Origin of the sequence: Candidatus Protofrankia californiensis (assembly GCF_900634765.1) — a bacterium.
Classification (GTDB): domain Bacteria; phylum Actinomycetota; class Actinomycetes; order Frankiales; family Frankiaceae; genus Protofrankia; species Protofrankia californiensis.
In genome coordinates, this window is sequence record NZ_CAAAFT010000496.1 from 13,614 (window position 1) to 23,520 (window position 9,907).

Here is a 9,907-nt window from a genome sequence, read left to right on the forward strand (position 1 = left end):
CTCGGCCCGCCGCACGGCGAGTTCCTCGGCGTCCACCAGCAGATCCAGCCTGCGGGACGGGATGTCGATCTCGATGATGTCACCGTCGCGGACGAGCGCGATCGCGCCGCCGTGCGCGGCCTCGGGGGACACATGGCCGATGGACAGGCCCGCCGACCCACCGGAGAACCGGCCGTCGGTGACCAGCGCGCACTGCGGGCCGAGACCGCGGGCCTTGAGGAACGTCGTCGGGTACAGCATCTCCTGCATCCCGGGACCGCCACGCGGACCCTCATAGCGGATGACCAGCACGTCACCGGGGGTGACCCGCTTCGACAGGATCGCCTCCACCGCCTCCTCCTGGCTTTCCAGCACCAGCGCGGGGCCGCGGAAGGTCAGCCGGCCGGCTTCCACCCCGGCGGTCTTGAGCACGGCGCCGTCCGGCGCGAGCGACCCGCGCAGCACCGCGAGGCCGCCGTCGGCGGAATAGGCATGCGCGACGTCGCGGATGCAGCCGGAGACGGCGTCGGTGTCCAGCGACTCCCACCGGGACGTGGACGAGAACGGTTCGATCGTGCGCACGCCACCCGGCGCGGCGTGGAAGAGTTCCACTGCCTCCGGCGCCGGGTGCGGCCGGCGGACGTCCCAGTGGGTGAGGAACTCCTCCAGGTTCGCGGCATGCACAGTGTGGACGTCGTGGCGCAGCAGACCGGCCCGGTCGAGCTCGCCGAGGATGGCCGGGATGCCACCGGCGCGGTGGACATCCTCCATGTGGTAATCCGAGCTCGGCGCCACCTTGCACAGGCACGGCACCGTCCGGGAGATCTCGTCGATGTCGTCGAGGGTGACCTCCACCCCGGCCTCGACCGCGGCGGCCAGCAGGTGCAGCACGGTGTTGGTCGAACCGCCCATGGCCACGTCCACGGCGAAGGCGTTGAGGAAGGCCGAGCGGTTCGCGATCGAGCGCGGCAGTACCGCGTCGTCGTCCTTGTCGTACCAGCGCTTCGCAAGATCCACCACCGTACGTCCGGCCCGGACGAACAGGTCGCGTCGGGCCGCGGAGGTGGCGAGCGTGGAACCGTTGCCGGGCAGCGCGAGCCCGAGCGCCTCGGTCAGGCAGTTCATCGAGTTGGCGGTGAACATGCCGGAGCAGGACCCGCAGGTGGGGCAGGCGGAGCGTTCGACCGCGTCCAGCTCGGCGTCACCGACCGTGGTGTCGACGGAGGCGGCAATGGCGGAGATGAGGTCCAGCCCCGAGCGGACCACACCCTCGGTGACGACCGCCCGACCGGACTCCATCGCCCCGCCGGAGACGAACACGGTCGGGATGTTCAGCCGCAGGGCCGCGAGCAGCATCCCAGGAGTGATCTTGTCGCAGTTCGAGATGCAGACGAGCGCGTCCGCGCAGTGCGCGTTCACCATGTACTCGACGCTGTCGGCGATGATCTCGCGGGACGGCAGCGAGTAGAGCATGCCGCCGTGACCCATGGCGATGCCGTCGTCGACCGCGATCGTGTGGAACTCCCGCCCCACGCCGCCGGCCTCGGCGACCGCGTCCGACACGATCCGGCCGAGGTCGCGCAGGTGCACATGACCAGGCACGAACTCGGTGAAACTGTTCGCGATCGCCACGATCGGCTTGCCGAAGTCGTTGTCGGTCATGCCGGTGGCGCGCCACAGCGCGCGGGCACCGGCCATGTTGCGACCATGGGTGGTGGTGCGGGAACGCAGAACAGGCATCAGGCAGTCCTCGTGGCGATCGATCGGCGCGGACGTGGGCCACGCCGGGCTCCGGGCACACTCGCGCCAAGCGTCAACCCGCCCGCCGAGCCCTACCCGTCCGCTCCAAGTCTAACGCCCGTCGTATTCGAAGCCGCGCGGGCCGCCGCTGCTCCGCCGCCACCGGTGCCACTGGCGCCGGAGCAGCCACACGACCGCGAAGGACGCGGCTGTTCCCAGCAGCGGTGCCACATCATGATCACGAGGGCTGGTCACGTACTCGACGGCTCCGCCGGGCTGCTCGACCCGTTGACTCGTCCGCGTCCCGATCGCGAACAGGAACAGGCTCAGGACGGCGATGATCGCGTAGCCCGTCCGGAAAAGGGTGTGGACGCCGACCCGGCGGCGCGTGACAGCCTCGCGGAACAGTATCGCCGGGACCATCCAGCCCAGGAAGCCGAAGACGGTCGCAAACACCGGCGCGAAGAAGAAGTAGTGGGCAAAGGTGCTCACGGCAGGTCGGTCACGTGCTCCACGCTCGGCGGTTGCGCGAAGAAGAGGCCCAGCGCCGCGCGCCAGCGGGTGAACCGGTCGGACCCACGGAAGTTCACCAGGTGCGCGTCAAGATTCTCCCACTCGACCAGCAGGATGAACCGGGACGGCGCCTCCACCCCACGGGTCATCCGCGCCGACCGGAAGCCGGGGCAGGTGGCGAGCTCGGTGACGACCGAACGGTAGGCGTCGGCGAACTTCTCCTCCTCGCCGGGCACGACGTCGAAACGGGCGACTTCCAGCACCGGCGAGCCCTGGGTGCCGTCCTCGGGAACGGTCATGGGCACAAGTCTGGCATGCGCGATCCGACCACGGCCCGGACGGATCCCGCCCGTCTCCTCGCGAGCTGATCGATCCCTTCCCGAACCGTCTCCTCACGTGCGCGCCCGACCGCCCGTGATCCGAAACGTGGTCTGCTCCCGGGCGTCTGGTCTCCTCCGCGTGCGCCCGACCGCCCGGGGTCGGCCATACCCGACCCCGGGCGGGAAGGAGAATTGCTTTGTGTTCAGGCCTGCTTTTTCAGGATCTACTGTTTCTCCTCGGCGTTGCAGGAGTTCTCCTCGGTATGGCAGGGAGTCTGTCCGTCCGGCCCCGAATCCGGTCGCTGCCGGCGGAACTGGCACCGACCGAACCGGTTGTTCCAGCTCGGCCGACGCTTTGGCCAGATCACCGGCCCGGTGTCCCGGCGCAACCGCAGACCCGCCAGCACGGTGATACTTGCTGAAACGCTCTGCGTGACATCGCCCGATCCGAACACTGCGGTGGCTATGGAAGCAAGGCCCGCCAAGCCGACCGTCACGATCGCGAGGAAGGCTGCGAACATCCGCCTGCCGCTGACGAGCGCGATCCCGCTGAGCACCACGCCGAGCAGAATCATCGTGTGGGCGGACGGCAACGTGATCGGCTGGTCGGCGTCCGCCATCGCCGCCACCGCGGCAAACATCCGGGTCGTCATCACGCCTCCCGCCGGTGCGGGGCGGCAATGCGGATCCGGAAGCTGGATACCAAGCAGTTACCTGCCTGGAACAGTGGACGCGGGAGAAGGACTATTGTCGAGGACGGTCCGTTCTCCCACCGGGGCCAACCGGGGTGCGGGTCAAGCTGGGTCGGCTCGGCGGGAGGGTGCGCCAACACTCTCCCGCCGACCGCGTCAGGCAAGCTGCCCGACCTGGTCGTTCTTTCTGAATAAATGATCATTTTTGCCTTTCCACGTCTTTCGGAAACCGTCTTCTGCGACTGCGGGCGCCCGGCGTCACAACCGCCGCCTCTGTCCGCGCCAGCCCGGCCGAAGAGCGCGCGACCATGGTTTCTCTCGCGTGTTCAAGGGCACCGAGGGACCCAAAGATGACGAAAAGCGGCCCACCTCGATGATCAGGTGAATCCGCCCACTGGGGCGCTCCGGAGCGCCCCTGCGCCATGCGCACAGCAGGAGTAGCTCAGCAGCCGGCGGCCCTCGGATGCACCTGCGGATCGATGCCTGATCAGGCCAGGACATCGATCTCGCGGTTTGCGGGCTCTGCCTCATAGCGCCACATCCTTGAGAAGGAGGGGCCGCCTCGCTGCGGCGAGATGACTCCACTATGCATACCAAGCTGTAGTAGCGCAAGAAATATTCGACAAAGATCGAATAATTCAGAATCTGTCAATCAACCCACCGAGACGGACATGCTGTCGACCTTGATCGTCCGACCTGCCCCGAGGCCGCCCCAAACCCATGCCAGTACAGCAGTGGTGCCAGTGACCTGGTTAAATACTGGTCAGCCTCCACAAGGGGCAAGCCATCCGTCGATACTCCGGTCGGCCAGCTCACCCGCATAGCCGACAGTTCGACGAGCATAGAAGACCCGCCAGCGACCCAAAGAGCTGGGCCTCCGGCGACCCAGCGGCCTGGGTCCCCGGACCTCCCAGATCGATTCCCGGACCCTGGGCGCGAAAAACATGATCATGACAGCTTTGGCCCGCTGGACACCGAGTCGTCTCGCCATATTCATCACCCGACCAGGAGCCGCCGTGAGTGCCAACACGCCAGGTATCGTTCTCGCTACATCTTGCGACTATTCGGGCAGTTGTCCGACCGTCTACCAGGACGACCCCGATACCGTCCTGGTGCAGGGATACGTGGTCGACTCCGTTCACGCGGTCCCGGACGGCGAATCCATGGTCCGCATCCCGGCGGCGCTCCTCCGCCAGGCCGCCCAGGCGCTGCAGCCCTGACCGGTTGCGGCCCGAGCGGACCGGCGACACAGCCGCTGCGGCGGTGCGAACGTCATCCGTCACCGCACCGCCGTCATCCCGGCAACTCAGGGACACAGGCCTCCCGGGCCTCCGGACCGACTCGGAAGGGTGTGACATGAAGAACCTCCCGGACGACGACGCGTCAGCCCGAGCGGCAGAAACACCACTGGGGGCCGAGCTCGCGGGTCTGCGGCACCGGCATCGGCTCAGCGGCCAGGAGCTCGCGGGCCGGACGGGGATGAGCCAGTCCAAGATTTCACGGATAGAGACAGGCGCGGTCACACCCAGCCCCGACGACATCGAAACCATCGTGCGTGCGCTCGACGAGCCGGAGAATGTGGTTCTGCAGTACCGGCAGGCCGCCGAGCGCCTGGCATCCGGCACCGGGCCCGTCATCGACCCCAGCCCTTACATCGGCCGTTTCCAGCCCGAGTACCTCGAGCATGAGGCTGCCGCACAGGTTGTCCGCTTCTTCCAGCCGACCCTGGTGCCTGGCCTGCTGCAGACGAGCGAATACGCACAGGCAATCATCCTGCGTTTCTGCGAGCTGTTCGACATTGACTACCTTGCCGACGGCGCGGGTGCGGTCGCCCTGCGGATGGAACGGCAGAAGATTCTGTACGACGAAAAGCGGACCTTCTACTTCGTGCTGTTGGAGTCGGTGCTCGGCTATCCGGTGGCAGCACCCGCAGCCATGATCGCCCAAATTGACCGCATCAGGGAACTTGCGACCCACCGACCGAACATCACCATCGCCTTAGTTCCCAGTGGGACCGAGCTCGTGGTGCCACCGTCCAGCAGCATAGAAATACTCGATGAAAACCGCGCGCTGACCGAAACAATACTGTCCACGGTGTCGCACAAGAACCCTGAAATCGTCCGGATCCTGCTCCGGATCTTCGCCGAGTTCGAGAGCAAGGCGACCACGGAGATCGACCCGATTCTCGACCGCCATCGCCGGGCCTACATCGAGCAGATCGTGTCCGAGCAACGCTGACCACGCGGCCCGATCACATACGTTCCATACTCATCGGAGTACAGGTCACTCCGTGATAGCGCCGTTCCAGTCGACGAGCTGGACGATGATGCCGTTCGGGTCGCGGACCTGGAACGCCCGTTCGCCCCACTCCTCAGCGGTGAGAGGCATGGTGATGGCCACGCCCTCGGCCTGTAGCCGGGCCAGTTCACCCTCAAGGTCGTCGACGACGAACGCGAGTATCAGGCCGGTTGCATGGTTGTCGCGCTGGTCATCCGGCAACGTCGGCAGCCCGCGGCGAAGGAAGACGACATTCATGCCGGCGTCGTCACGCGTGAGCGAGGCGAATCCGTCGGCTGCCATCTCCTGACGGAAGCCGAAGTGCTCGACGAGGAACGCGGCGGACGCGTTCACATCCTCGACGTTCAGCGACACCACAGACGAAGTGATCTTCATGCGTGCTCCTGGATCAGTACGATCAATTCCGTACATCGTACATCGTACTGTGTACGGTATACAAGACGCATAATGTTCGCATGAGCAGCGCACGCAGCAGCGCCGGTGATCCAGCCCGAACTCTTGCCCTGCTCTGGCGTGACCACGCCGTCGTGCCCCGTCGGGGCCCAAGCCGCGGCCTGAGCCTCGACGCTGTCGTGGCCGCTGCCGTCGAGATAGCCGACAAGGACGGCCTCGATGCGGTCACGATGCGACAGCTGGCCCGAAAGCTCGACGTAGCTGCCATGACCTTGTACACGTACGTCCCCGGCAAGGCCGAACTGCTCGACCTGATGCTCGACGCGGCCTACGCCGCCATGCCCCGAACCGCCACAGCCGGACAACCATGGCGGAAACGACTCATCGCCGTCGCCGACGAAAACCGGGCCATGTACCGCGCACATCCATGGGCGAGCACGGTGTCCACGATTCGACCGCCCCTCGGTCCCGGACAGATGGCCAAGTACGAGCATGAGCTGTCCGCTCTCGACAACCTCGGCCTGACCGACATCGACATGGACGACTGCCTGACCTATCTGCTCACCTTCGTCCAGGCCTGTGCTCGTGCCGAGACGTCAGTGCGCGACATACAGCGAGAAAGCGGCATGAACGACGAGCAGTGGTGGGCAGCAGCCGGCCCGTTGCTCAGCCGGGTCATGGACGAAAAAAAATATCCACTCGCCACCCGCGTCGGTACAGCGGCCGGGACCGCACACGGGAGCGCCCACAACGCCGACCACGCATACCAGTTCGGTCTACAACGCGTGCTCGACGCATTGAGCCTCCTCATTGACAAGGCGAGCCGACGCCAGTCGCCGGCGGTGTAGAGGTCAGGGGCAGTACGCAACCGGGCACTGTTTGACCTTGCCCTTGGCGGCAAGGTTGAACGATGACCATATGGACAACAACATCGCGTCGCAAAGCAGCCGGATCGTCGTTGTCACCGGGGCCGGCAGTGGGATCGGCAGGGCCACCGCCCGGGCTTTCTCGACCGAGGGAGCCCACGTGATTGCTGTCGGGCGCCGAGTTGAACCGCTGCAAGAGACCGCCGCAGGGCACGACCGGATCACCACGCTTGCTGCCGACATCACAACCAAGGGCGGGCCTGAGCGCATCAGCCAGACCATCCTGGAGACGCACGGCCGGCTGGACGTTCTGGTCAACAACGCCGGCATCGTGCGCAGCGGCGCACTCGGCACGCTCACAAAAGAGATGATCAAAACCCAACTCGACACCAACCTGATCGCGCCCATTCTGCTGACACAAACCCTGCTGGCCGTCCTGGAGACCTCCGGCGGAGTGATCATTAATGTCAGCACGTCGGTAGGGCAGCGAGCCTGGCCGAGCAACTCGGTCTACGCGGCGACCAAGAGCGCACTGGAGGTGCTGACACGCAGCTGGGCGGTCGAACTGGCACCCCGCGGAATCCGAGTGGTTGCGGTGGCACCCGGTGCGGTCGACACTCCGATCGGGGAACACCAGGGTTTGACACCGGAACGAAGGGCCGCGGTACACCAGTGGCAGGTAGCGCACACCCCACTGAGACGGATCGGCCGGCCGGAGGAAGTGGCCTGGGCGATCATCCAGCTTGCCGCACCGGGCGCGTCGTTCGTCACCGGAGTTGTGCTCCCGGTTGACGGTGGGGCGGTAGTTGCGTGACAGAAGCAGCCATCCGGAGGTGAAAAGGGTGCGGATCGGCGAACTGGCGAAAGCGACCGGGACGACGGCCAGGGCGCTGCGGCACTATGAACAGGCAGGCCTGATCTCCTCGGAGCGGGCCATAAACGGCTACCGGATCTATCAGGAACGGACAGTGGTAAGGGTCCGCAATATCCGCTATCTGCTGGCCGTCGGGCTCACCTTGGACGACATACAGGTATTCCTGCCTTGCCTGGACGGGAACGTGGCTGCTGCACCGCCCTCCGAGAGAGGTCTGCAGGTCGCCTTGGAGCGGCTGGCGGTCCTCAACGAGCGCATAGCCGTGCAGATCAAGGCGCGGGACAGGCTGGACGCCGTACTACGGCAGGCAACCAGCGATCAACTCCACCCGGTTACCTGATTGCCCGTCGCCCCATCGAAACCGCAAGGACCTCCAGCTACATAGTTTCTCCTGGGTCGGCGTCAGCCGGCCATGTCGACGAAGCGGGAGTAGTGGCCCTGGAAGGCGACGGTGACGGTGCCGGTCGGGCCGTTACGGTGCTTTGCGACAATCAGATCGGCCTCGCCGGCGCGGGCCGACTCCTTCTCCACGGCATCCTCCCGGTACAGCAGGATCACAGCGTCCGCATCCTGCTCGAGCGATCCCGACTCGCGGAGGTCGGAAATCTGCGGGCGCTTGTCCGCGCGCTGCTCCGACGCCCGGTTGAGCTGGGAGATCGCTACCACCGGGACGTCGAGTTCCTTGGCGAGCAGCTTGAGCGAACGCGATATCTCGCTGACCTCCTGCTGGCGGCTCTCGGTTCGCTTCGGTGACGACATGAGCTGCAGGTAGTCGAGGACAATCATCCGCAGGCCGTTGCGCTGCTTGAGGCGTCGGGCCTTCGCCCGGATCTCCATCATGGTCAGGTGCGGGCTGTCGTCGATGAACAGAGGCGCGTCGGCGACCTCGCCCATCCGGCGGGCCAGGCGGGCCCAGTCGTCATCGGTGAGCCGACCGGTGCGGATGTTCTGCAGGGACACTCGCGCCTCCGCCGACAGCAGCCGCATAGTGATCTCCATCCGGCTCATCTCCAGCGAAAAGATCACGGATGTCATGCCGCTGCGGATCGATGCAGACCGAGCAAGGTCTAATCCGAGTGTGCTCTTGCCGACGGCAGGCCTGGCCGCAATGATCCACAACTGGCCGCCGTGGAGGCCGTTGGTCAGCTCGTCCAGATCGTTGAAGCCGGTGGGGACGCCGGTCAGTGCGCCGTCGTGCCCCGCGATCGCCTCGATCTCCTCCAGTGCGGGATTGAGCAGCTCGCCGAGCGGCGCGTAGTCCTCGCTCGAGCGGCGTTCGGTGACCTCGTAGACGGCGGCCTGCGCGCGGTCTACCACCTCGTCCACATCCTGCGCGGGGCCGAAGGCGAGCTGGACGATACGCGTGCCGGCCTCGGCAAGGCGGCGCAGAACAGCCTTCTCCGCGACGATGCGGGCGTAGTAGCCGGCGTTCGCCGCGGTCGGGACGCTGGAGATGAGGGTGTGCAGGTACCCCGGCCCGCCGACACGCTCGAGCAGTTCCCGCCGGCCGAGCTCGGCAGCGACGCTGATCACGTCAGCCGGCTCACCGCGACCGTAGAGGTCGCCGATGACGCCGTAGACCGTGCCGTGCGCGGGGCGGTAGAAGTCACTCGCGGCGAGCACCTCGACGACGTCAGCGATCGCGTCCTTCGACAGCAACATGCCGCCCAGCGCACTCTGCTCAGCAGCCAGATCATGCGGTGGGGTGCGGTCGAACTCGACCGGTCCGCCGGAAGCAGCCCGAGTGCGGTCGACATCGGTCAGCGTCATGGCCGCGGCCCCGTCATGACTGCCCCTTTCCCGCACATTTCCCGCACACCACACCCTCTTCGAACACATGTTCGATGACGGTGGCGACTTCGTCAATCCCCAGCGGATGTCTCATCGAGCACCCCACCAGGCGGCGTTGACTGTACGGACGCGTGGGCCCGGCATCCAAAAAGTTATCCACAGATCCTGGGGATAACTCTGTGCACAACGCCGAAGAACCTGGGGAAATCGTTGGGACAAGCCCACCGAGGCTGTGGACAACCAGTCGGAGCAGATATCGGCTGTGCTGCTATCAGCGCCGGAAGGCCGTCATCACCGCCCATCGCCTGTGGATGGAAGAAATTCGACGACGAATCATGCCGAGACCCCACACGAAGCCTCTGAACAGCCAGGGGATCTCGGCATCTAGCTACCCGGAAAGCACAACGGGTGACCGCGATATCGGCATCGGCCGGTCTACCG

At 66.0% G+C, this 9,907-nt stretch carries 11 protein-coding genes; 5 read left to right on the forward strand and 6 right to left on the reverse strand.

Translation table 11 applies throughout. The features are described from left to right. The 4 genes from ilvD to DD1DGNOD_RS26005 form a co-directional block, all read right to left on the reverse strand. A partial coding sequence (gene ilvD, locus DD1DGNOD_RS25990; protein WP_241256002.1) for a dihydroxy-acid dehydratase occupies window positions 1–1,719 on the reverse strand: 1,719 nt, incomplete at its 3' end. Window positions 1,720–1,830: 111 nt separating this feature from the next. Further along, entirely contained in the window at window positions 1,831–2,211 is a 381-nt protein-coding gene (locus tag DD1DGNOD_RS25995; RefSeq protein WP_131768933.1) for a hypothetical protein, read from the reverse strand. Further along, a complete protein-coding gene (locus DD1DGNOD_RS26000; protein ID WP_131768934.1) occupies window positions 2,208–2,531 on the reverse strand; it encodes an antibiotic biosynthesis monooxygenase family protein in 324 nt (107 codons plus the stop codon). Before DD1DGNOD_RS26000 ends, DD1DGNOD_RS25995 begins: the two co-directional genes overlap by 4 nt. 245 nt (window positions 2,532–2,776) lie before the next feature. Then, window positions 2,777–3,205 (reverse strand): hypothetical protein, encoded by a 429-nt coding sequence (locus tag DD1DGNOD_RS26005; protein WP_131768935.1) that lies wholly within the window; start codon window positions 3,203–3,205, stop codon window positions 2,777–2,779. Window positions 3,206–4,260: 1,055 nt separating this feature from the next. Between DD1DGNOD_RS26005 and DD1DGNOD_RS26010 the strand changes: the two genes are divergently transcribed. Next, entirely contained in the window at window positions 4,261–4,464 is a 204-nt protein-coding gene (locus tag DD1DGNOD_RS26010; protein WP_131768936.1) for a hypothetical protein, read from the forward strand. Window positions 4,465–4,600: 136 nt separating this feature from the next. After that, window positions 4,601–5,482, forward strand: coding sequence for a helix-turn-helix domain-containing protein (locus DD1DGNOD_RS26015; protein WP_131768937.1), 882 nt, complete (start codon window positions 4,601–4,603; stop codon window positions 5,480–5,482). Window positions 5,483–5,527: 45 nt separating this feature from the next. On the opposite strand, the gene DD1DGNOD_RS26020 is transcribed toward DD1DGNOD_RS26015, so the two are convergent. Then, the gene (locus tag DD1DGNOD_RS26020; protein ID WP_131768938.1) at window positions 5,528–5,917 is read right to left on the reverse strand and encodes a VOC family protein; all 390 of its coding nucleotides are present in this window, start codon (window positions 5,915–5,917) and stop codon (window positions 5,528–5,530) included. An 80-nt stretch (window positions 5,918–5,997) separates the two neighbouring features. On the opposite strand from DD1DGNOD_RS26020, the gene DD1DGNOD_RS26025 reads away from it, so the two are divergent. The 3 genes from DD1DGNOD_RS26025 (at window position 5,998) to DD1DGNOD_RS26035 (ending at window position 8,015) form a co-directional block, all read left to right on the forward strand. Further along, window positions 5,998–6,783: a TetR/AcrR family transcriptional regulator gene (locus DD1DGNOD_RS26025; RefSeq protein ID WP_131768939.1), complete on the forward strand. Its 786-nt coding sequence runs from the start codon at window positions 5,998–6,000 to the stop codon at window positions 6,781–6,783. Window positions 6,784–6,853: 70 nt separating this feature from the next. Next, a complete protein-coding gene (locus tag DD1DGNOD_RS26030) occupies window positions 6,854–7,615 on the forward strand; it encodes an SDR family NAD(P)-dependent oxidoreductase (RefSeq protein ID WP_131768940.1) in 762 nt (253 codons plus the stop codon). 28 nt (window positions 7,616–7,643) lie between these two features. Beyond that, window positions 7,644–8,015 carry a MerR family transcriptional regulator gene (locus DD1DGNOD_RS26035; protein WP_131768941.1) on the forward strand — a complete coding sequence of 124 codons (372 nt, stop codon included), beginning with the start codon at window positions 7,644–7,646 and terminating at the stop codon, window positions 8,013–8,015. Between the two features lie 62 nt (window positions 8,016–8,077). Here DD1DGNOD_RS26035 and dnaB read toward each other — a convergent pair whose 3' ends face one another. Next, complete coding sequence (gene dnaB, locus DD1DGNOD_RS26040) at window positions 8,078–9,445, reverse strand: replicative DNA helicase (protein ID WP_131768942.1); 1,368 nt, start codon at window positions 9,443–9,445, stop codon at window positions 8,078–8,080. Window positions 9,446–9,907 lie beyond the last annotated feature (462 nt).